This is a genomic window from Bradyrhizobium sp. HKCCYLRH1034, from assembly GCF_051168375.1.
Taxonomy (GTDB): Bacteria; Pseudomonadota; Alphaproteobacteria; order Rhizobiales; family Xanthobacteraceae; genus Bradyrhizobium.
Window position 1 is genome coordinate 332,812 of record NZ_JBNPUW010000005.1, and the last position, 21,408, is coordinate 354,219.

Genomic DNA, 21,408 nt, shown 5'->3' on the forward strand with positions numbered 1-21,408 from the left:
GCGGTCCATGTTCGGCCACGAACCCGCCGCGCATGCGGCTCGCTTGCAAGGCAGGCGCCACAAGCATTGGCGCCTGCGTGCATCGCGCTGCGCGCTCCCCTCCGCAAGTACCGGGATCGCATCCGACGGAAACGGCGCTGGCAAGCGATAGCCGAACAGAGCCCGGGGAGTTGCCGGATCCGACGCGACCGTCCTGCAGCGAGCGCTGCTTGAAACACCCTCGAAGCTGAAGTAGCTGTTGTTGTAGAGACATCAACGTCATCCAGACGTTTCCCCGATCGATGGGGCCGGGACTGCATGGTGAGGCAACGGACGAGAGCTGCGGCCGCATGCGGTGCCGTGCTGTTTACGGTGGTTTCCCTGTCGTCGCGCGCGCAGGCGCAGTCTGACGGCGCAGCCGGCCGGGAGCCGGCGACGGTCAAGCTTTCCGCAACGCAACAGAAGCAGATCGGACTCCAGACCGCCGTCCTGGCGGCGGAATCCCATCCCGAACAGTTTCGCGCCTACGGCACGGTGCTGGACGTCGCCAGGCTGACCGACCTGACCAACAACTACGCCAATGCCCAGGCGCAGCTGCAGACGGCGCAAGCGAAACTCGACGTCGCAAGACTCGCATTCGAGCGCGCCCGCGACCTCGTGCAGTCGGCGGCGATGCCGCGGAAGGATGCGGAGGCGGCGGAGGGCACGTTCCGGACCGATCAAGCCAGCCTGGCTGCCGCCGAATCGCAAGTGAAGACCCTGATGGCGACGGCGCGGCAGGAATGGGGCGCGGTCATCGGAAAGGGCATCATCGAGCGTTCGCCGCAGGTCGTGCAATTGATCGAACGCGAGCAGCTGCTGGTGCAGGTCACGCTGCCGCCCGGCGTGACTCTGGCCGCGCCGCCGCGCGGCGCGCTGGCGCAGGCGCCCACCCGCAGCGCCAACATCGATCTGCGCTATTTGTCGGCTGCGCCGCGAACCGATCCGCGCATCCAGGGCGTGAGCTATTACTTCGTCGCCGCCGGCGACAGCGGGCTGCTGCCGGGGATGAACACCACCGCCTATGTGCCCTCGGGCAAGTCGTTCGACGGCGTGTTCATCGAGGACACCGCGATCGTGCAATGGCAGGGCCGCTCGTGGGTCTATTTGCGCGCCGGTCCCGAGATCTTCAAGCGCCACCCGATCCGCACCGACCAGCCAGTGTCCGACGACGACTATGTCGTGCAGGACATTCCGTCGGGCTCCGAGATCGTCCTGCGCGGCGCGCAGGTGCTGTTGTCGGAGGAGGCCAAGAGCGAGCTGCGCGGCGGCGGCGACGATGATTGACGGCGTTCGCGGCGCCGCGGCCGGCCCCCAGGCGGCGCTGATCTCGTTTGCCATCCGCTTCCGCGGCATCGTGCTGGGGGTGGCCTGCACCATTCTCGGCTACGGCATCTTCTCGCTAGGCAGCGCCAATTACGCGGTGTTTCCCGAATTCGCGCCGCCGCAGGTCTCGATCCAGACCGAGGCCCCCGGGCTCAGTCCGGAACAGGTCGAGGTGCTGGTCACGCAGCCGATCGAAATCGCGATCAACGGTCTCGCCGGCGTCGAGAGCATGAGGTCGTCGTCGATCCAGGGCCTGTCCGTCATTTCGGTTATCTTCCAGCCCGGCACCGAGGTGTTCCGGGCGCGGCAATTGGTGACCGAGCGACTCGCGGTCGTCGCCGGCAGCCTGCCACAGGGCGTGCGGGCGCCATCGATGACGCCACTGGTGCCGGCGGCCGGCACCGTGCTGGCGATCGGGCTGACCTCCGAGCAGCGCTCGCTGATGGATCTGCGCACGATCGCCGATTGGACCGTGAGCCGGCGGCTGCTGGCCGTCGCGGGCGTGGCGCAGGTCACGACCTATGGCCGGGACATCCGGTCGCTGCAGGTGCAGGTGAGATCCGACGACCTTGTCCGCTTCGGCGTCGGCATGAACGACGTCGTCGCCGCCGCGCGCAAGGCCACCGGCGTGCGCGGCGCCGGCTTCGTCGACACCGCCAATCAACGGGTCATCCTGCAGACGCAGGGCCAGTCGCTCACACCCGAGCAGCTGGCGCGCACGGTCCTGCTGCACCAAGGCGGCGCCAGCGTGGTGCTCGGCGACGTCGCGACGGTCGTGAACGCGCCGGAGCCGCCGATCGGCGGCGCGCTGATCAACGGCCGGCCCGGCATCATGATGATGATCAGCCAGCAATTCGGCGCCAACACGCGCACCGTCGCGGCGCGCGTCGAGGCCGCGCTGCGGGAGCTGCGCCCGGCGCTCGACAGCGAGAAGGTCAGGCTGCACGCTGATCTGTTCCGTCCGGCGACCTTCATCGATGCGGCAACGGAGAACGTGCTGTTCGCCCTGCTGATCGGCGGCGCCCTGGTCATCATCGTGCTGTTGCTGTTCCTCTACGACTGGCGCACCTCCGTCATCAGTTGCACCGCGATCCCGCTGTCGCTGTTGTCGGCCGTGCTGGCCCTGCAGTGGATGGGACAGAGCCTGGACACGATGACCCTTGGCGGCCTCGCCATCGCGATCGGCGAGGTCGTCGACGATGCCGTCATCGGCGTCGAGAACGTGGTGCGCCGGCTGCGCGAGAACCGCGGCCTGCCGTCGCCGCGCAGCGAAGCGCGCGTGGTCTACGATGCCATGCTCGAGGTGCGCGGCGCGGTCGCCTATGCGACCTTCGCCGTGCTCCTGGTGTTCGTGCCGATACTTGCGCTGCCGGGCCTCGCCGGCCGGCTGTTCGGACCGCTCGGCATCGCCTACATCCTCGCGGTGGTGGCCTCGCTGATCGTCGCGCTGACGGTCACACCGGCGCTGTCGATGCTGCTGCTGGCCGGCCGGAAGCCGCGCGAGGAACACGAGCCGCCGCTGGTGCGCTGGTCGCGCGGCTCCTACGAGATGCTGTTGCGGCAGCTCGGCCGCTTTCCCAAGTCGGTCATGCTGACGGCCGTGCTGGTGACCGCCGGCGGCGCAAGCCTGGTTCCGTTCTTCGGCGGCACCTTCCTGCCCGACCTGAAGGAAGGTCACCTGATCCTCCACGTCTCGACGCTGCCGGGCACCTCGCTCGACGAATCGCTGCGGCTGGGCACACTGATCGCCGGGGCCCTGCAGGGCGTGCCGGAGGTCCGCAGCGTGGCGCAGCATGCCGGCCGCGCCGAAGCCGGCGTCGATACCGCGGGCACGCATTCGAGCGAGATCGAGGTCGACCTGAAGCCGGGCCTGTCCGGCGAACAGCAGGAGCTGGCGCAACAGCGCATCCGCGCCGCGCTCGCCAACTTCGCCGGCATCAACCTGTCGATCAAGACCTACCTGACCGAGCGCATCGAGGAGACGCTGTCCGGCTTCAACGCCGCCGTGGTCATCAACGTGTTCGGCCCCGATCTCGACGATCTCGAGCGTGCGGCGCGCGACATCGCGCGCGAGCTCGGCGAGGTCTGGGGCGCGATCGACATCCAGCAGCAGTCGCCGCCGGGCATGCCGCAGGTCAACGTGACCCTGCGCCCGACCGATCTGCAATCCTGGGGCCTGGATGCGGTCGAGGTGCTGGAATTGATCCGCACCGCCTATCAGGGCGACGTGGTCGGCCAGGCCTATGAAGGCAACGTGGTCTTCAATGTCATCGTCAAGCTCGATCCCGATGCGAGCGCACGTCCGACCGAGATCGGCAACATGCCGATCCGGACGCCGAGCGGCGCCTACATCCTCCTGAAGCAGGTCGCGGACATCTACGGCACCGCGGGGCGCTACGTCGTGCTTCATCGCAATGGGCAGCGCGTCCAGACCGTGACCGCCAACGTGGCCGAGCGCGACCTCGAATCCTTCGTGGCCGCGGCCAAACGGAAGATCGCCAAGGAGGTCAAGCTGCCGCCGGGCGCGCATGTCGAGTTCACCGGCGCGGCCGAGGCGCAGGCCAAGTCGCGGCGCGACCTCTTGGTGAACTCGCTGCTGGCGACGATCGGCATCGTGCTGCTGCTGTCCTTCGTCACCGGGCACTGGCGCAACCTGGTGCTGGTGCTGATCAACCTGCCGTTCGCCTTCGTCGGCGGCGTCATCGCCGTCGCATTGACCGGCGGCGTGCTGTCGCTGGGCTCGATGGTGGGCTTCGTGACGCTGTTCGGGATCGCGCTGCGCAACTCAATCCTGATGATCTCGCATTACGAGCATCTGGTCGTCATCGAAGGCCGCGCCTGGAATCTGGAGACCGCGATCGCCGGGGCCGCCGACCGCCTGGTGCCGATCCTGATGACCTCGCTGGTGACGGGCCTCGGCCTGCTGCCGCTCGCGCTCGGCGCCGGCGAGCCGGGCCGCGAGATCGAGGGGCCGATGGCGGTGGTCATCCTCGGCGGACTCCTGACCTCGATGGCGCTCAACCTGCTGGTGCTGCCGACGCTGGCGCTGCGCTTCGGCCGGTTTGCGCGCGGCGTGCACGCCCGCGGAGATGTCGCGGCGAGCTGATCTTGGGCGTGAGACGTCCGCGACGTTCGCCGCACGTGGCTGCTCGACGCTTCACCGTGCGGGCCGGATGAAGGAGATTAACTTCCGACCCGTGTTGACGAGCTTGCCACTGATCAACTGCAGACCTTCGCGACCGAATTACCGGCGTCCGCATTCAGCCCAAAACGGACATTGGTACGTCGACGGCAAAGGCGGGGCGGCAAAAACCGCTCCCACACGCGCCAAGTCGAAATCGCGGAAACTCCAAAAGGGGTTCACAATGACTAAAAAGCCGATGGTACTCCCTAGGGGGAGGCGAAGGGCAACCGAACGAACACTGATGATTTTTATAGAAATCGGCTTCGATGCGGGCTAGTTGCTACTACTTACTGCTACCACGTTAGAGACTGTGGCCCGCTGCGCGCTCTCATCCAGCTACTGTACAGACTGTCGCCTTCAATAGATCTATGCCAATCACGTCTTCAGCCCCCCCGGTACGCGCCGGGCTAGCCCGTTCAGCAGCGCTGAAGAATTAAGTGCCTCGCGGAGAAGGGAGACAGCAAAAGACCGCCTCGCCCGCTTAGTCTCACTCACACTTTTCCGTCTCAACTAAGCAAAAGCTGGATAGCTAATGAGTACGTTCTAACTCGCTCCACGCGCCCCTTAGCCACGGACAATATAGTCCCACCTTCCTCCGAAACCGGCTAAAACTCTGAACTGCCAAGGCAACCCGTCTTGGGTCAATACTACAAAAAATCTCAACTCCTACCGCGACCTCGTGATAACTAATCTTCTTCGCTGAGAGGAGCCGACGGATTTCAGTCTTGCCATGGGTACCCTCATATTGCCGCGAAAGCTTAATGTTGTACACTTCCTCGAAATACTGATCGTCTCCCAACATCCAGTTCTCAATCATTCGATCCGGGCACGAAACGATAACGTCGCTCTCAGCGACGCCCAGTTCCCCTAGTAGCCGCGCCAACTCCTCCTCTATCTCTTCCGACTGGTCGGTTCGCCCTTCGCGATCTACGATTAACACGATTGGATAATGGCGGCCCTTGAAGAGCTTGATCAGCGAATAAGCGGCCTTCGCAATCGCGGTCAAAGCAACGTTTTTTCCGTTCAGGGCTAGGGTCCGAACGGTCGTTCCCTTGCACAGCCGCTGAATGATTTTTTTCTCGGTGAGCCCATCAACAATAAAAGCTGCAGACATTATTCAATTGCTCCGGCAAGATAATAGTAGCCCGCTCCAAATCCCGTTCTGTCGATCTCCGCACGAACATCGACCGCGTTTTCCGGCCTCTTCGCAACTGAACGGCCTTCCTCCATGTGAACCAAAATCATTTCGTCCGGATCAACGGAATTGAGTATGGTTTCACTATGTGTCGTCATCACAGCGAAAGCATCTTTGAATCCGGAGCTAAATTCTTCTCTGACTATCCGAACGATTTCACGCTGCATAAGAGGGTGCAGGAAGTTTTCAGGCTCCTCGATCGCAAATACGGCCCTACTAGTGACAATTGCGGTTACGAGCGTGAACCATTTTGCCGTGCCGTCTGAAACAAGGCTGAAGGGCAGCTTTAACGAACCATCCCCATAGTCAACTTTGACAAAGATCCTCAGCTGATTTTCGATTGTGTCCGGCTCGACTGTGATGTCCTGAATTGCGTCGCTAACGATTTTTGAGTACGCAATGATCTTGGTGAAGGTCTCATCTGCATGATGAAATCTGTACCGAGGCTGATACCTGTAATCGTCCCAATAGTCCTCACTCTGACGTGTTCTTGTCAGAGCGAAGAGCACCGCAGCCAAGCCTCCGCCGTCCTCCTCGATCAAGGGTTCGCTGGCGATGTCTTCCGTGCGCCGGACGGCTGAGGGTGATATGTTGAAGGCTTGCGCACCAAACAAATCACTAATCAGAAGGCCTGCACCTTTTATGTAGCGCTCCAAAACATGATAGAGAGGGGTCGTGGCACAGCTGCGCCGCACAAGCTCCTCGACCGCGTCCTTGTCTTCTGTGGCACTTCCCCCTCGTTTCCGGGGAACAAATTGATCGTGCAAATGCTTCTTCAGTGTCGATGAGGAAAAGAGAATTTTCGCGCTCTCGTTTTCGTCGGTTATCGCCTCTACCTCGACCGGCCATTCCGCAGAAGGCTCCGGCCATTCCGCTGAAGGCTTCTCGTATGAAATCTTCAGGGACTGACGCCCGTACGTTAGGGAGCCGCTAGTCTCTCGCAGTTGGATTTCGGCGGAATATTCATAAAACACCGCGACTTTGCCTTCATCACGGTAGCTGTGGAATGCACCGTCTCCACGGATAGTAAAGGAGAGGCTTCGCCCTAAGGCTCCGGTTTTGCTTCGCCGAAATATCCTACCGGCGCCACCGCTCCGGCTTACCGCATCGAGTAGCCTATTGCGGGCGAGATGCGACAGAAATTCAAGGAATGAAAGAATGTTCGTTTTGCCGGAGCCGTTGGGGCCAACGATCACGTTTAGCCCTGTGTGAAACTCCAAGCTAAAGCCTTCTAGAGACTTGAACCCTGAAACGTTGATTTTTTTCAGCACGACGCCTCGCTTCGTTGCCTCTTCTTGCTCATTCAACGTCGTTTCAAAAAATGGTTCAAGCGAGTTGTGCTCATCGGGTCAAACCATTGGAGCGAGCACTTGTATAGAACCAAAATGGTGATCTTGCCTCTGGACGGTATTAATTTAGGGGCGGTTAGTGACGCGGCTTAACCGTCCCTCGGATTGCCTCGTCGGGTCCGCAACTCGCCCTTCTCGGACCTTCCGGCCGCCGCCAAAGAAGTCGGCCTGCTGGGCTTGAGCGGATATGCTTGTCGAGACTCGTGCGGGCCCGGAGCCAGGCGCGCACGACCGACAAGGAGACCTCTGATGCGATGCGCCCAAAATCTGATTTCACTCACCGCCACAAGCACATCACCCTTGTCCAGTCCTCCCACGGAAAATATTCCACTTTCGTTTTTCAGAAAAACATGATTGACTATGCGCATCCCGTCCCGCCATGAGGGGCGCTTCGCGATCGTCACGAGACGTGGGTGCGGGATGCGGTGGGTGCATTGGATCGCAGCGCGAGCAATCGTGCGGACGAACGAGCCCGATGCGCCGGCGAAATCGTAGGGTCCTGGCCTCCCGGTGCTGAGGCCAAGCGGACGGTGACGATGATCCGTTCGTGACGGGGGCAAGACAGCCGGTCCCCGGGGAGAGGACGTATAAGCCGCCCAACCATCGCGCAGGGAATGCCGGGATGTCTCGGCTGAACCTGTGGTTCCTGCCGCCTGCATTTTTTTTCGCAGGCGGGCCATGGGGGCGGCCAGCTCCCGGCATTCCCTGCGCCCTCTTCGTCGATGAGGGCGAAACGACCCGCACAACTCGGACGCACGGAGCGCCGCGAGGCCGAATGACTGCGTTCCAAGAAGCACTCATCGCAGATGTCGGCGCCCCCAGCGTCGAGGCGGCGGAGAGACGATGGACGTCCCGCATGACAGCGCGCACAAACGCTGGGACTGTCGACCATTGGCCCGGTGGATTTCGGCGCCGAGTTGCCTCAGGCGTTCAGCCGGTCGATGTGCACCTTGCCCGCCTTCATCACCAGCGGAATGTGATCGCCCTGGCCGAGCAGGCACGAGACGTCGCGCAGCGGATTGCCTGCGACCACGAGCAGATCGGCGAAGGCGCCGGGCACGATCCGGCCGAGCTTGCCCTCCATGCCCAGCACCTCGGCGCCGATCACGGTCGCGCTGGCGATGACCTCGCGGGGACCAAGGATCTCTGCGCGGATCCGAAATTCATCGCTCTGCAGGCGCTGCGATGGACCGAGCAGGTCGCTGCCGAAGCCCATCTTGACGCCGGCGTCGCGGTAGATGCGGAGCGAGCGCAGGCCGGCATCGCGCACATCGGCGATCTTGGCGACGCTCTCCGGCGGCAGGCCATACTGCGCGCCCTCATTGGCGAGCGCCTCATAGGTGACGAGCGTCGGGATGACATAGACGCCCTTCTCGGCCATCAGGCGCGCGGTCGGAAGGTCGACCAGATTGCCATGCTCGATGGTGCGCACGCCGCAATGGACGGCGCGGGCGATGGCTTCCGCCGTGTAGGCGTGCGCCAGGACGTAGGTCTGCCGCGCGCGGGCCTCGGCGACGATGGCGCGGATCTCGTCCTCCGAGTAGCCAAACGCACCGACAGGATCGGTCGGCGAGGCCACGCCGCCGGACGCCATGATCTTGATCTGATCGGCGCCCATCTGCAGCTCCTCGCGCACCGCCTTGCGCACGGCATCGACGCCGTCGGCGACGCGGGCCAGCGCACCGACGCGCACGCAGCACGGACAGGGCGCATTGTCGGAGAGGAAATCCGTCCGCGCCCGCATGTCGCCATGGCCGCCGGTCTGGCTGAGCGCCCGGCCGGATACGAACAGCCGCGGGCCCTCGGTGAGGCCGGTATCGACGGCCTGCTTCAGCGGATAGCCAGCGCCGCCGGCGTCACGCACCGTGGTAAATCCCCGCCGCAGCATGCCGCGCAACAGCAGCGCCGAGCGCAGGGTCACCAGCACGTTCGGCATCTGCACCTGTTGCGCAAGATTGAGCTCGACCGCGATCGCATGCACGTGCAGGTCGATCAGGCCGGGCATCAGCGTCTTGCCCTTGAGATCGATGGTCTGATCGGCGCTCGCCCGCAGCGGCTGATCCGACACCTCCTTGATCAGATGGTCCTCGACCAGCACGTGCTGCCCCTCGAGCAGCTCCGGCTGCAGCGGGTCGAGCAGAGCGGCATTCTTGAACAGGATGGTCGACATCAGATGTCCTCGATCGGAGCGAAGCGTGCGTCAGCGGGCGGAGCGGGCCGACGATGACGGTGTTCTCCCCTATCCTGTCCTGCGGCCTCGAGCCAGCCCGGGACGGAATACCTGTCTTCTCAGCCGATCGACATCAGGCTGGCATTGCCGCCGGCGGCCGCGGTGTTGGTGGAGAGACTGACCTCGGTGACCAGCCGGTCGAGATCGTAGCAGCCGTCGCTGGCGCGCGGCGTGACGAGCGGGACGATCGGTCCGGGGCGCGTGGCGAGGTCGCGGCCGAGCGCGATCAATTCATCCGCCTCGCCGTCGGCAAGCACGGCCTGCAGATCGCCGAGAGCCCGCCAGCTGTCGACGATCCGCAGGCGGCCGCGCAGCCGGCTGGTGAGCGGTCCCAACACGGCACAAGCAGGGCTGGCGCGTTCGACGAACGCGTCGTTTCCGGTCATCAGAATGACGCCGATCTGGACCAGCAACGCCTGCTCGCTTCTCGCCAGTGCAGCGACGACGCCGCGCGCGGTGATGCGATAGATGTTCTGTTCACCGACGGGTCCTGGCAACTCGATCTCGAGCCCGGCCCGCACCTGGGGCCCATGCGCCTCGCACGCCAGCGCCGCCTCGGCGTGTCCGCTGGCGCGCAACCCGTCGAGATAAGAGCGCAAGACCGCGTCAGACTGCGACGCCATGAGCCGCTGGCGCGGCGGCATCGCGAACAGCCGGCGCAGATACAGCGGACCGCCGGCCTTCGGCCCGGTCCCCGACAGGCCGGAGCCGCCGAATGGCTGCACGCCGACGACCGCGCCGATGACGTTGCGGTTGACATAGATGTTGCCGGCGGCGCTGCGGCTCGACGCACGCGCGATCGTCTCCGTGATCCGCGAATGGATACCGAAGGTCAGGCCATAACCGGTGAGGTTGATCGCGTCGACGAGGTCAGCGAGCTGTTCGCGGCGGTAGCGCAGGACGTGGAGGACGGGGCCGAACACCTCGCGCTCGACATCGAAGATGTTGCCGATTTCGATGATGGTCGGCGCGACGAACGTTCCATGCGCCGCCTGCGGTGGCAACGGCAGCCGCTCCACGGCATGGCCGCGCGCCTGCATCGTGGCGACATGCGCATCGAGCGTGTCGCGGGCCTCGCCGCTGATTACCGGGCCGACATCGACCGACAACGACGCGGGATTGCCGAGTTCGAGCTCGCGCAGCGCGCCGCGCAGCATCGACAGGATGCGGTCGGCGACGTCCGCCTGCAGGCAGAGGATGCGCAGCGCCGAACAGCGCTGGCCTGCAGAGTCGAAAGCCGAGGTGATGACGTCGCCGACAACCTGCTCGGCGAGCGCCGAGGAATCCACGACGAGCGCGTTCTGACCGCCGGTCTCGGCGATCAGCGGCACGGGCTGTCCATGGACGGTGAGGCGCTCGGCAAGCTGTTTCTGGATCAGCCGCGCGACGTCGGTCGATCCCGTGAACATCACGCCCTGAACGCGGGCGTCGGCCACCAGCGCCGCGCCGACGCGGCCATCGCCCGGCAGCAATTGCAGGACATCGGCCGGCACGCCAGCCTCGTTGATGATGCGAACCGCTTGGGCGGCGATCAGCGGCGTCTCCTCGGCAGGTTTCGCCAGCACCGGATTGCCGGCCGCGAGTGCGGCCGCGATCTGGCCGGTGAAGATCGCGAGCGGAAAATTCCACGGGCTGATGCACACCACGGGGCCGAGCGAGCCGGGACTATCGCCCTCGGAGAGACGTTCGATCTCGCTTGCATAATAGCGCAGGAAATCGACGGCTTCGCGCACCTCGCCGACAGCGTTCGCAAAGGTCTTGCCGGCCTCGCGGACGATCAAGCCGATGAGGACGAGGCGACGCGCCTCCATCGTCTCGGCCGCGGCGCGCAGGCATGCGGCACGCGCGCGCGGGCTGGTCGCGGCCCAGGCCGGCGCGGCGTTCGCCGCACGCGACAGGGCCGCCTCGATCTCGGCGGGCGCGGCATCCCTGACCGCGCCGACGACGTCACGGCGGTCGGCGGGATTACGAATGCGGCGCGCGCCTTCGCTGGTGGTCGCTCCCGGCGCCGCAGCCGTCCAATCGAGGCTCGCGCTCGTGACCAGGCCTTCGCCGAGACGCGCCAGCGCGCGCTGATCGGAGAGATCGAAGCCGGCCGAGTTCGCGCGGTCCGGGCCGAACAGCTCGGGCGGGCGCCTGATCTTGTCGTGCGGCGCGCCCGGGCGTTCCGACGCGCGAACGATGGCGACGGGGTCCGCGATCAGATCGTCGACGGAGACGGCGGGATCGGCGATGCGATTGACGAAGGAGGTGTTGGCGCCGTTCTCCAGCAGCCGCCGCACCAGATAGGCCAGCAGCGTCTCGTGCGAACCGACCGGCGCGTAGATGCGGCATGGGCGGCCGAGCCGTGCGGGTCCGACAACCTCCTCGTAGAGCGGCTCGCCCATGCCGTGCAGGCATTGGAATTCGTACTGGCCGCGCTCGTAGCTGGAGCCCGCCATCTCCACGATCGATGCCAGCGTCCGGGCATTATGCGTCGCGAACTGCGGAAACACCGCGTCGGGCGCGCCCAGCAGTTTGCGGGCGCAGGCGAGGTACGACACGTCGGTATGGTGCTTGCGCGTGAAGACCGGAAAGTCCTCCAGACCATCGACCTGCGCGCGCTTGATCTCGCTGTCCCAATAGGCGCCCTTGACGAGCCGCACCATCAGCCGCCGCCGCGTGCGCCGCGCGAGGTCGATGAGCCAATCGACCACGAAGGCGCAGCGCCTCTGATAGGCCTGGATGACAAAGCCGATGCCGTTCCAGCCGGCGAGGTCCGGATCGATACAGAGCGCCTCGAGCAGATCGAGGGACAGGTCGAGACGGTCGGCTTCCTCGGCGTCGATGTTGAGGCCGATGTCGTATCGCCGCGCGAGCAGCACCAGCCGCTTCAGTCGCGGCAGCAACTCGTCCATGACGCGGTCGCGCTTGATGCTGACGTAACGCGGATGCAGCGCCGAGAGCTTGATCGAGATGCCCGGCCCGTCGTAGATGCCGGCACCGGCCGCATGCCGCCCGATCGCATGGATCGCCGCCTCGTAGGCGGCGAAGTAGCGCGCGGCGTCTTCCGCCGTCGTCGCGGCCTCCCCGAGCATGTCATAGGAGTAGCGGAAGCCCTGCGCTTCCCATGGACGGCCGTTCGACAGCGCCGCGTCGATGGTCTGACCGGCCACGAACTGTTCGCCCATCAGGCGCATGGCGAGCGTGACGGCCTTGCGGATGATCGGCTCGCCGCCGCGGGCGATGAGCCGCGTCAGCGCCGAGGCCAGGCTGTCCTCGCTGGCAGCGGCCGTCAGCGTGCCGGTGACGATGAGGCCCCAGGTCGCGGCGTTCACCAGCAGCGACGGGCTGTGCCCGATATGGGCGCGCCAATCGCCGGTCGCGATCTTGTCGCGGATCAGCGCATCGCGCGTCGCGGTGTCCGGAATCCGCAGCAGCGCCTCGGCCAGGCACATCAGGGCCACGCCCTCCTGGCTCGACAGCGAATATTCGTGGATCAGTCCCTCGACGCCGCCGGATTGCGCCTTGCCGCGCAGACGCAGGACCAGATCCCGCGCCAGACCGGCCGCTCGTGCCGACGATGCCTCCGGGAGCGCGGCGAGATCGAGCAGCGGCGCGATGCAGTCCGGCTCGGCGCGACGATAGGCCGAGGTGATTGCGGCGCGCAGCCCGATCTGGCGCTGAACCTGGGCATCGAACGCGGCGAACGGTCGTGGCGACGACTGCGACATGACCCGTCTCCTCTGAAGCGATCCTGGTCATTCACCGCGCATGCACGGGGCCTGAGAGCACAGAGCGAGCGACGATCCGCGCTACCGCCCGATCAACTGATCGGCATAGTAGCCGATGGTCTTGCGATAGATCACCGCCCTGTTCCACTCGCGCATCGCCTCGAAATTGGCCGAGCCCTCGTCATAGGGCGCACCCATCTTGAAGCCGTTGCTGTGCAGCAGGTTGGCGGTCGAGGCCAGCACGTCGGCCGTGGAGTGGCGCAAATCGACGCGGCCGTCGCCGTCGAAATCGACGCCGTATTTGATGTAGGACGATGGCAGGAACTGGGTCTGGCCGATCTCGCCGGCGAAGGCGCCGACGAGATCGCGCAGAGTGAGATCGCCGCGCTGGACGATCTTCAGCGCCGCCAGCAGCTCGCCCTGGAACAGTTCGGTGCGGCGGCAGTCATGCGCCAGGGTGGCGAGCGTGCGGATCACCGGCAGCTTGCCCATGTCGCCCTTGCCGAAATCGGTCTCCAGCCCCCAGATCGCGACCAGGATCTGGCGCGGCACGCCATATTGCTGCTCGATGCGCGACAGCAGCGCCGCGTGCCGCTGCAGCATGGCGCGGCCGCCATTGATGCGGCCCGCGCCGACGCGGGTCGAGACGTACTGCTCGAAGCTCTTGTTGAAGGTGTAGCGCTGGCGGCGGTCGAAGGCGAGCACGGCCGGATCGAGCGTCACGCCCGACAACGCCTGGCTGATCGTGCCGCCCGAGACGCCGGCGCTCTGCGCCTCCGCCGAGACGCCCGCGATGAAGGTATTGAAGTCGCCGCCGCAGCGCGCGGCCAAAGCGGGAGAGGCAAAGGAGAGGATCGCGACGGCAACAAGGAAGCGGACAACGGACATGAGGAGAAAGGTCCCTGCATGAGAGCATGATGACGGCAGTCCGGCGGCGGACGCCGTCACAATGCCTGATTTGGCGGTACCAGGCCAGCCGGCGGGCGATAGCCACCGAACCGCACCCCATCGTCATCTTTTTTTGAACGGTCGGCGCGCTCGTCGCCACTCATGCAGGGCGTGCCTCGTCCGACGTCGCGCCGTTTTCGCGCGCCGATCCAAGCGCGCGTTCTGAAAACCACGAGCGTTGGCACCACTTTTCGGGAGAGGTCCCCATGACGATGATGTTCCGGCTCGGCACACTGGCGCAGCTCACCTTGGTCGCGGCCCTGATGTGTCACGGCCTGGCGCCCGCGGCCGCTCAGCCGGGCGATGTGGCGGGCGCAAAGGATTACCCCGGGATCGGCCGCTTCGCCGGCAGCGTGATCACCGGCTATGTCACCAAGGATTTCGATGCGATGCGGCTGCAGGCGGCGCCGTTCAAGGCGGACAAGGCGACCGACGAGCGACGCCCGGAGGGGCGCGTCGTCAGAATCGCCTATCGCACCGCGCCGGGTCCCTCGATCCTCGAAGTGTCGCGCAATTTCGAAAACCAGCTCGCCAAGGCCGGCTTCGAGAAGCTCCTCGCCTGCGACACCGATGCCTGCGGCGGCATTCCCTTCACCGAGGCGATCGACCTGCTGCCGGTTCCGCAGATGTGGGCCGATGGCTTCGACTACCGCTATTTTGCCGGCCGCAAGGAGGCCGGCGGCCGCGAGACTTTTGCCAGCGTGCTGGTCAGCCAGAACAACGAGCAGATCTATGCCCAGCTCACCGTTGCCGAGCTCGGCGCGATGGAGAACAAGATGGTGAGCGCAGCCGAGATGGCGAAGGGCCTCGGCGACAAGGGCCACATCGCGCTCTACGGCATCTATTTCGACACCGACAAGGCGACGATGAAGCCGGAGAGCCGGCCGACACTGGAGCAGATCGCGCAGTTGCTCGCCGGCCAGCCGCAGCTCAGCGTCTTCATCGTCGGCCATACCGACAACCAAGGCAGCTACGACTACAATCTCGATCTGTCACGGCGGCGCGCCGAGGCGGTCGCCGCCGAGCTTTCGCGCAGCTATCGCATCGCGCCAGCGCGGCTGCGCACCGCGGGCGTCGGCCTGCTCGCGCCGGTCGGCAGCAATGCCACCGATGCGGGCCGCGCGCTGAACCGCCGCGTCGAACTGGTGGCGCCCTGAGGCGCTGCGCCGGCGCGGCCGCTTGATCCTCGTCAACACCGTGCCATCATGACGCCCTAAGCTCCGCGGCCGAAATGGAGATCGCCATGATCGGGATTACGCTGTCGACCGACCAGATCCGCTCGGCGCCGCCGGAGGTGCGGCGTTGGATCGAGCATCAGGTGCTGTCGGGTCTCGGGCTCGGCCCGGAGGCGCCGCTGACGCCTACCCTCCCCGCCCAGAGCGCGCATCTCGTCGCCTGCAGCGTCGAGGATGCGGCCAAGGTCCTAGCGCAGATCCAGAGCGCGCTGCCCGCGGTGAACGTATTCTTCGAGTTCGGCCGGCCGGGCATCGCAATGGGCCAGCCGCCGATCATGATGTTCCGCCTGATCGACATCCTGCATCACACGCGGCTGCAGAACATCGGCCAGGTGATGGCCTCGCTGGAGATGATCAACAAGGCGCTGGTCGAGGTGAGGCACGATCCCTCGGTGCGCTTCTGCGGCTTCGACAATGAAGGCCACTGCCTGATCGCGCCGGAGACGCAACGCGCGATCGCCAGCGTCTGGCAGAGCGTGATCGCCAGGCAGCACGGGGTGGCCGAGGGCGAGGCGGCGTGAGGCCGCGGCTCCGGTTTCAATGAGGCGTCATCCGGAGCGCGCGGGGGCTCGGAATGACGGAGCGAGATGTGCCGCGGGCGCCTTGTGCGCAGAGGTCCGCGGACGAGAGAGGGCCGCCGGGACACTCCCGCCTCCTGTCCCAAATCGACGCGCCCGGCGCGACGCAGCCATGCCCGCCCCGAGCGGCTCCGGCCTTGAGCCGGTCGCGGACGGTGCTACGATATCGTTGTCGTTCACGATCCCTCGGGAGATCGCCGATGCAACCCAGCCAGCAGCCGCGCAGACTGCTCCAGATCCCTCTGTTCCGCCTGCTCGCGATCAACCTCGCGCTCGGCCTCGGCATGGCCGTGGTGCTGGTCGGCGGATTGCTGCTGCTCGATCCCTGGGGCCTGCGTCACCTGATCTTCGCCGACCACTCGCCCGTCGTCGCCATCGGTCTCTTGCTCGGCTCGTTCTTCGTCACCTTCGGCTCGACCGCGATGGGCACCGCGATCATGGCGCTCGGCCGCGGTGATGATGACGACGGTCCGCACGGCGGCACGCGGGTGCACGCCCAGGTCAAGGTGCGGCGGCGTTAGAGTCGAGCTGTTACCACGCGCTCGGTGCGCTCCCCTCCCCCTTGCGGGGAGGGGTCGGGGGTGGGGGTCTCCGGGCGCTGAACTCAGTGAGGCGCGCTCGACAATACGAGTCCGGAGGCGCTCAACTCGATTGGCGTCATCCGTGAAGATGCTCGGCGAGATCAGTGCGTCTCAGCTCAAGCGGGACTCGTGGACCCGCACCCCCGACCCCTCCCCGCAAGGGGGAGGGGAGTCGACCGCGCCAGCGGCCGAAGCCTTGGCTCAAGCGGCAGCTCTCGCTCACCAATGCCCCTTCCGCTTGTTCCAGGCGAACAGCACATCGGCAAACCGGTCATAGCCGAACCGCGTCAGCGGCCGCACCAGGCGGTTGCCGAACAGCGTCGCCAGCCAGCCCTCGCCCGGCGTAAGCGCCCACAGCAGCAGCGCCACGTCGGCGCCGGTGATCAGCTCGCCGTCCTCGTCGGTCGCGTGCAGGCGGCGGCGGACGGCGTCGACATCGGCGCCGAATGCGGCCAGCGCGTCGGGCTGCTCGTTGATGTCCTTGAACGCGACCCGCCCCGACTTGACCAGCGCCAGCAGCTTGTTGCGCTGCCAGTCGATGCCGGCGTCACAGACCGGGCAGCGCGTGTTGTACCAGATGGTGAGTTGGGGCATCGACATGGGCTGCATTCGCGGCGGGGTGACACGTCCACGATGAACGCACTTTCATCCGGCAAAATCGAGGTGTTTCGGGACCCCGCCGGCCGGTCCGTGATCGCTCTGGCCGCCCTGCCGATTCGGCGAAAACCATATGACGAAAAAGTCAAAATCGGGCAGCGGATAAGCATTTTCTGGCATTGACCGGACCGGTCCCGCCGCCGTAAAGCGCCATCCATGGCGAAAAAACCCGGCTCCAATCCCAAAGGCGAATTCGCCTTCTTCAACGTGACCTACGAGGACGGCTCGCAGCGCTCCAACCGGCGCGTCCCGGCCGAGCTGCTCGGCGGCCTCGACGGCGACGAGCCCGCGCGCGGCTTCATCATGGAGCAGGACCGCGAGATCGCCGAAAAGTCCGGCCGCCCGCCGCTTCAGATCAAGTCGCTCGAGCGCGTCGGGGCGAAGAAGAAGTAGGCCGGCCGAGCTGCCGTAGGGTGGGCAAAGCGACCGCCGCCAGGCGGCCGCGTGCCCACGATCAACTGCGTACCACGAACGACCTCATCATGGGTTACGCGTCATGGCCGGGCTTGTCCCGGCCATCCGCGTCGTTGACGTCGCAATGACGTGGATGGGCGGGCCTTCGCCGCGACGAAGCGGCTTCGGCCGCGCAGGCGGGACAAGCCCGCGCACGACGCGGAGATATCTCGACCCACATCCGACCGTCACGCCGCCTCTCGCTCCGGCTCGACGGCGGCCGGCCTCACCGCCCTGCCCTGCTCCATCGCCCTCGGTCGGTTGATCAGGCTGACCAGCGTGTAGCTGATGATCAGCAGCAGAAACCACGAGCCGAGCTTGGCCGGCGACACCATGGCCCAGCCATGGGCCTGCTGCGGATAGAGCCAGACCCGCGTGAAGGTGCCGATGTTCTCCGACAGCCAGATGAACAGCGACACCAGGACCAGCCCGAGCAGCAGCGGCATCGACCGGTGCACGCGCCAGACCTTGAAGTGAACGGTCGCCGGTGCGAACAGCAGCGCCGCCCAGCCGAACAGCACGACCCGCAGATCGATCCCGTAATGGTCGGTGAAGAAGTTGAGGTAGATGGCCGCGCTCAAGCCGATCAGCCAGCGCCGTGAGGGGTGGCCGGTGAAGCGGAAGTCGAACAGCCGCCAGACGCGGCAGAGATAGCTGCCGATGCAGGAATACATGAAGCCGGAGAACAGCGGTACGCCGCCGAGCTTGATGAGGCTTGGCTCGGGATAGATCCACGAGCCGGTCGCGGTCTTGAACAGCTCCATCGCGGTGCCGACGAGGTGATAGATCAGGATGATCTTCGCCTCCTCGAATGTCTCCAGACGCGCAGCGAGCAATGCGGCTTGGACGCCGAGCATGCAGAGGAAGAGAAAATCGTAGCGCGCGAGCGGCGCGTTCGCCGGATAGAACCGCCACGTCAGCAGCATCAGCGCCACCGCGATGCCGCCGAACAGGCAGGCCCAAGCCTGCTTCACGCCGAAGCGGAGGATTTCGTAGAGGGCTGCAGTCCAGGGCTGCTGCGCCGCCCGCGCGGCGAGACGCGCCTCGGCGGCGATGAAGGGGCGCAGCGGCGCCCAGATCGCGGCGGCGCTGTCGTGCGCTGCGGCCGATGAGAACTCGTCGTCATGCATGGGATAGGCGTCCGGTGAGGCGCCAATTCCTAGCAGCCGATCGCCCAACGCCGTCTGCGCAAAGTTCGGCCTCTTGCAGCAAGGACACGGACATTTGCGGACAAGAGGTCGTGTCGGCTAACCCGGACACCTCAGCGCCGCCCCTCGTCATTGCGAGCGAAGCAATCCAGAATCGTACGCGCAGCTCTGGATTGCTTCGCTTCGCTCGCAATGACGGACAACCGGAGCATGCAACACGAACTACGCAGGCACCGCGTCCAGCGATGATTGGATGCGCATGCTCACTCCCCTTGAGACTGCAAAAAGAGCATCAGCTCTTCGTAGCCGCCCTCTACACTCTCGTCGCCGCGGAAGCGGCTGAATTCGAGATGGCCATCTTCGAACACATCGATCTCGAGCCGCTCGCCTACCAACGTCACCGACAGGCGGATCGTATCGGGGCGCGTTCGTTCAATGAAGAAGTGAAGGCCGAGTTTGTCGAGCAGGCGCATGCTCGCGAACAGAGTCGAGGACATCGGAAGCTCTTCTTTCGTGCGCTGGAACCATGAGCAGAACAAACAAAAAGACGGGCCTTTCGGCCCGCCGTTGATGTCTCGATGGATTGCCGGGTCAAGCCCGGCAATGACGACCAATCGGTGGCCGAATTAGTTATCCAAGAAGCTCCGCAGCTTCCGCGACCGGCTCGGATGCTTCAGCTTCCGCAGCGCCTTTGCCTCGATCTGACGAATGCGCTCTCTGGTCACCGAGAACTGCTGGCCGACTTCTTCCAGCGTGTGGTCGGTGTTCATGCCGATGCCGAAGCGCATGCGCAGCACACGCTCTTCGCGCGGGGTGAGCGAGGCGAGCACGCGGGTCGTCGTCTCGCGCAGGTTGGACTGGATGGCGGCGTCGATCGGCAGGATGGCGTTCTTGTCCTCGATGAAGTCGCCGAGATGAGAGTCCTCCTCGTCACCCACGGGCGTTTCGAGCGACAGCGGCTCCTTCGCGATCTTGAGGACCTTGCGCACCTTCTCCAGCGGCATGCCGAGCTTCTCGGCGAGCTCCTCGGGGGTCGGCTCGCGGCCGATCTCGTTCAGCATCTGGCGCGAGGTGCGGACGATCTTGTTGATCGTCTCGATCATGTGCACGGGGATGCGGATGGTGCGGGCCTGGTCGGCGATCGAGCGGGTGATCGCCTGCCGGATCCACCAGGTGGCGTAGGTCGAGAACTTGTAGCCGCGGCGGTACTCGAACTTGTCGACCGCCTTCATCAGGCCGATGTTGCCTTCCTGGATCAGATCGAGGAACTGCAGGCCGCGGTTGGTGTACTTCTTGGCGATCGAGATCACGAGACGGAGGTTGGCTTCCACCATCTCCTTCTTGGCCTGACGGGCCTCGCGCTCGCCCTTCTGCACCGAGTGCACGATCTTGCGGAACTCGCCGATCTCCAGACCGGTGAGCGCGGCCATGGCCTGCACCTCCTGGCGCAGGTCCTTGATGCGGTCCTTCTCGTAATGGACGAAGTTCTTCCAGCCTTTGGCGGAGAGCTTGGACACGCGGTTGAGCCAGCGCGGATCGAGCTCCGAGCCCTGGTAGTTGCGCAGGAAGTCCTCGCGCGCGACGCCGTGGGAGTCGGCCAAGCGCATCAGCCGGCTCTCGAACGAGACCAGCTTCTTGTTGATGTCGTAGAGCTGCTCGACCAGGCTGTCGATGCGGGCCTGGTTGAGGCGCAGCGACTTCACCTCGACGATGATCTCGTCCTTGAGCTTCTTGTACTTGCGCTCCTGCGAGGGCGACAGCGACTCGCTCTGCAGCTGGTTGGCGATGTCCTGCTCCTGCAGGCGTCGCAGCTTCTTGTACTCGGACGCGATCTTGTCGAAGGTCTCGACCACCTTCGGCTTCAGCTCGGCCTCGATGGCGGCGAGCGACATCTGGTTCTCGAACTCGTCGTCGTCCATGTCGGCTTCGGCCGCCGCCTCGCCGGGATCCTTCTCCTCGGCGGGCGCGCCGTTCGGCGCGGCGCGGAACGGCGTCGGCTGCTGCGGGGCGGCCGGCGGCGCGACCGCGGCCTGGACCTCGCCGCCCTCGGCCGCAGCGCCCTCGCCATTCACCGGCGCGGCGATCTGCGGATTCATGCCGCCCTTGGCCTCAGGGCCGGCATAGGTGGCTTCGAGATCGATGATGTCGCGAAGGAAGATCTTGCCTTCGTTGAGCTCGTCGCGCCAGATGATGATGGCCTGGAACGTCAGCGGGCTTTCGCAGAGGCCCGCGATCATCGCCTCGCGGCCGGCCTCGATGCGCTTGGCGATGGCGATTTCACCCTCGCGCGACAGCAGCTCGACGGTGCCCATCTCGCGCAGATACATGCGCACGGGATCGTCGGTGCGCTCGCCGGGCTCGGACTTCTTGACCTCGGTGACGGCCTTCTGGGTGATCTCGACAAGCTCGTTGTCGGTCTCGTCCTCGCCGTCGTCCTTCTCGTCGGACTCGTCGGCCTCCTCGGCCTCGGTCACGTTGATGCCCATGTCGGAGAGCATCGACATGATGTCTTCGATCTGTTCCGGCGAGGTGGTGTCGGAAGGCAGGACCTCGTTGAGCTGATCAAAGGTCACGAAGCCGCGCTTCTTGGCCTGCTTGATCATCTTCTTGACGGCGGCGTCCGACAGGTCGAGCAACGGCGACGGCGCATCGGCGGCGTCCTTCTCGGGAGCGTCCGCGGCCTTGTCGTCCTTTTCCTTGTCCTTCACCTGCAGCGTCTTTGCCTTCGTGGCCATTCATTGCTCCCGAAACGCGCCCGCTCCGCCCGTGGCATCGTAGCCCTTGGCATCGCGG

At 65.4% G+C, this 21,408-nt stretch carries 15 protein-coding genes; 6 read left to right on the forward strand and 9 right to left on the reverse strand.

Going from position 1 to position 21,408, the window contains the following annotated elements:
• The first annotated feature begins 297 nt into the window (after nt 1-297).
• Both ACQR0W_RS14375 and ACQR0W_RS14380 read left to right on the forward strand, forming a co-directional pair.
• Complete coding sequence (locus tag ACQR0W_RS14375; RefSeq protein ID WP_316171289.1) at nt 298-1,305, forward strand: efflux RND transporter periplasmic adaptor subunit; 1,008 nt, start codon at nt 298-300, stop codon at nt 1,303-1,305.
• On the forward strand, nt 1,298-4,450 hold the full coding sequence (locus ACQR0W_RS14380; protein WP_316171288.1) for an efflux RND transporter permease subunit: 3,153 nt from the start codon (nt 1,298-1,300) through the stop codon (nt 4,448-4,450). The genes ACQR0W_RS14375 and ACQR0W_RS14380 overlap by 8 nt, the downstream gene beginning before the upstream one ends.
• Nucleotides 4,451-5,057: 607 nt before the next feature.
• Here ACQR0W_RS14380 and ACQR0W_RS14385 read toward each other — a convergent pair.
• The 5 genes from ACQR0W_RS14385 to ACQR0W_RS14405 all read right to left on the reverse strand — a co-directional run bounded on the left by ACQR0W_RS14385 (nt 5,058) and on the right by ACQR0W_RS14405 (nt 13,903).
• Nucleotides 5,058-5,642 carry a DUF4276 family protein gene (locus ACQR0W_RS14385; RefSeq protein WP_316171542.1) on the reverse strand — a complete coding sequence of 195 codons (585 nt, stop codon included), beginning with the start codon at nt 5,640-5,642 and terminating at the stop codon, nt 5,058-5,060.
• Nucleotides 5,642-7,030: an AAA family ATPase gene (locus ACQR0W_RS14390; protein ID WP_316171540.1), complete on the reverse strand. Its 1,389-nt coding sequence runs from the start codon at nt 7,028-7,030 to the stop codon at nt 5,642-5,644. Before ACQR0W_RS14390 ends, ACQR0W_RS14385 begins: the two co-directional genes overlap by 1 nt.
• Before the next feature lie 964 nt (nt 7,031-7,994).
• The gene (locus ACQR0W_RS14395; RefSeq protein WP_316171538.1) at nt 7,995-9,242 is read right to left on the reverse strand and encodes a metal-dependent hydrolase family protein; all 1,248 of its coding nucleotides are present in this window, start codon (nt 9,240-9,242) and stop codon (nt 7,995-7,997) included.
• Nucleotides 9,243-9,361: 119 nt separating this feature from the next.
• Nucleotides 9,362-13,015, reverse strand: a complete 3,654-nt coding sequence (putA, locus tag ACQR0W_RS14400) for a trifunctional transcriptional regulator/proline dehydrogenase/L-glutamate gamma-semialdehyde dehydrogenase (protein WP_316171536.1) — start codon at nt 13,013-13,015, stop codon at nt 9,362-9,364.
• A gap of 81 nt (nt 13,016-13,096) precedes the next feature.
• On the reverse strand, nt 13,097-13,903 hold the full coding sequence (locus ACQR0W_RS14405) for a lytic murein transglycosylase (protein ID WP_315716478.1): 807 nt from the start codon (nt 13,901-13,903) through the stop codon (nt 13,097-13,099).
• Nucleotides 13,904-14,175: 272 nt separating this feature from the next.
• Between ACQR0W_RS14405 and ACQR0W_RS14410 the strand changes: the two genes are divergently transcribed.
• From ACQR0W_RS14410 to ACQR0W_RS14420, 3 genes are all read left to right on the forward strand, one after another.
• Nucleotides 14,176-15,120, forward strand: a complete 945-nt coding sequence (locus tag ACQR0W_RS14410) for an OmpA family protein (protein ID WP_316171548.1) — start codon at nt 14,176-14,178, stop codon at nt 15,118-15,120.
• An 86-nt stretch (nt 15,121-15,206) separates the two neighbouring features.
• Nucleotides 15,207-15,719 (forward strand): hypothetical protein, encoded by a 513-nt coding sequence (locus ACQR0W_RS14415; protein ID WP_315716476.1) that lies wholly within the window; start codon nt 15,207-15,209, stop codon nt 15,717-15,719.
• A 257-nt stretch (nt 15,720-15,976) separates the two neighbouring features.
• Entirely contained in the window at nt 15,977-16,297 is a 321-nt protein-coding gene (locus ACQR0W_RS14420; RefSeq protein WP_316171534.1) for a hypothetical protein, read from the forward strand.
• A 279-nt stretch (nt 16,298-16,576) separates the two neighbouring features.
• Here ACQR0W_RS14420 and ACQR0W_RS14425 read toward each other — a convergent pair whose 3' ends face one another.
• A complete protein-coding gene (locus ACQR0W_RS14425; RefSeq protein WP_316171546.1) occupies nt 16,577-16,951 on the reverse strand; it encodes a thiol-disulfide oxidoreductase DCC family protein in 375 nt (124 codons plus the stop codon).
• 219 nt (nt 16,952-17,170) lie between these two features.
• Between ACQR0W_RS14425 and ACQR0W_RS14430 the strand changes: the two genes are divergently transcribed.
• Entirely contained in the window at nt 17,171-17,407 is a 237-nt protein-coding gene (locus ACQR0W_RS14430) for a hypothetical protein (RefSeq protein WP_315716474.1), read from the forward strand.
• Nucleotides 17,408-17,655: 248 nt separating this feature from the next.
• Here the strand turns inward: ACQR0W_RS14430 and ACQR0W_RS14435 are convergent, their stop codons facing one another.
• From ACQR0W_RS14435 to rpoD, 3 genes are all read right to left on the reverse strand, one after another.
• Nucleotides 17,656-18,597, reverse strand: a complete 942-nt coding sequence (locus ACQR0W_RS14435; protein WP_316171532.1) for a DUF817 domain-containing protein — start codon at nt 18,595-18,597, stop codon at nt 17,656-17,658.
• A 281-nt stretch (nt 18,598-18,878) separates the two neighbouring features.
• Entirely contained in the window at nt 18,879-19,229 is a 351-nt protein-coding gene (locus tag ACQR0W_RS14440; RefSeq protein ID WP_315754583.1) for a hypothetical protein, read from the reverse strand.
• 12 nt (nt 19,230-19,241) lie between these two features.
• Entirely contained in the window at nt 19,242-21,350 is a 2,109-nt protein-coding gene (rpoD, locus tag ACQR0W_RS14445) for an RNA polymerase sigma factor RpoD (protein WP_315717492.1), read from the reverse strand.
• Nucleotides 21,351-21,408 lie beyond the last annotated feature (58 nt).

What these genes read in the sequence shown, in the direction of transcription:
- rpoD (WP_315717492.1), bottom strand. Translation starts at nt 21,350, where the DNA reads ATGGCCACGAAGGCAAAGACGCTGCAGGTGAAGGACAAGGAAAAGGAC.
- putA (WP_316171536.1), bottom strand. Translation starts at nt 13,015, where the DNA reads ATGTCGCAGTCGTCGCCACGACCGTTCGCCGCGTTCGATGCCCAGGTT.
- ACQR0W_RS14395 (WP_316171538.1), bottom strand. Translation starts at nt 9,242, where the DNA reads ATGTCGACCATCCTGTTCAAGAATGCCGCTCTGCTCGACCCGCTGCAG.
- ACQR0W_RS14410 (WP_316171548.1), top strand. Translation starts at nt 14,176, where the DNA reads ATGATGTTCCGGCTCGGCACACTGGCGCAGCTCACCTTGGTCGCGGCC.
- ACQR0W_RS14385 (WP_316171542.1), bottom strand. Translation starts at nt 5,642, where the DNA reads ATGTCTGCAGCTTTTATTGTTGATGGGCTCACCGAGAAAAAAATCATT.
- ACQR0W_RS14405 (WP_315716478.1), bottom strand. Translation starts at nt 13,903, where the DNA reads ATGTCCGTTGTCCGCTTCCTTGTTGCCGTCGCGATCCTCTCCTTTGCC.
- ACQR0W_RS14425 (WP_316171546.1), bottom strand. Translation starts at nt 16,951, where the DNA reads ATGCCCCAACTCACCATCTGGTACAACACGCGCTGCCCGGTCTGTGAC.
- ACQR0W_RS14420 (WP_316171534.1), top strand. Translation starts at nt 15,977, where the DNA reads ATGCAACCCAGCCAGCAGCCGCGCAGACTGCTCCAGATCCCTCTGTTC.
- ACQR0W_RS14430 (WP_315716474.1), top strand. Translation starts at nt 17,171, where the DNA reads ATGGCGAAAAAACCCGGCTCCAATCCCAAAGGCGAATTCGCCTTCTTC.
- ACQR0W_RS14415 (WP_315716476.1), top strand. Translation starts at nt 15,207, where the DNA reads ATGATCGGGATTACGCTGTCGACCGACCAGATCCGCTCGGCGCCGCCG.
- ACQR0W_RS14435 (WP_316171532.1), bottom strand. Translation starts at nt 18,597, where the DNA reads ATGCATGACGACGAGTTCTCATCGGCCGCAGCGCACGACAGCGCCGCC.
- ACQR0W_RS14375 (WP_316171289.1), top strand. Translation starts at nt 298, where the DNA reads ATGGTGAGGCAACGGACGAGAGCTGCGGCCGCATGCGGTGCCGTGCTG.
- ACQR0W_RS14380 (WP_316171288.1), top strand. Translation starts at nt 1,298, where the DNA reads ATGATTGACGGCGTTCGCGGCGCCGCGGCCGGCCCCCAGGCGGCGCTG.